Origin of the sequence: Domibacillus indicus, from assembly GCF_023715895.1 — a bacterium.
Lineage (GTDB): Bacteria > Bacillota > Bacilli > Bacillales > Domibacillaceae > Domibacillus > Domibacillus indicus_A.
The window spans coordinates 1-274 of record NZ_JAMBOO010000120.1 but is presented as its reverse complement, the minus strand read 5'-3'; the positions used below and the strand labels follow the sequence as shown (position 1 = coordinate 274).

At 55.8% G+C, this 274-nt stretch carries 1 rRNA gene; it reads right to left on the bottom strand.

The features are described 5' to 3' along the window. Positions 1–274 (bottom strand): 16S ribosomal RNA (locus M3221_RS25905); the annotation flags it as partial.

Genomic DNA, 274 nt, shown 5'->3' with positions numbered 1-274 from the left:
CCCAGTGTGGCCGATCACCCTCTCAGGTCGGCTACGCATCGTTGCCTTGGTGAGCCGTTACCTCACCAACTAGCTAATGCGCCGCGGGTCCATCTGTAAGTGACAGCCGAAGCCGCCTTTCAATCAAGAGCCATGCAGCTCTTGATATTATCCGGTATTAGCCCCGGTTTCCCGGAGTTATCCCAGTCTTACAGGCAGGTTACCCACGTGTTACTCACCCGTCCGCCGCTAACTTGAACAGAGCAAGCTCTGTCAAGTCCGCTCGACTTGCATG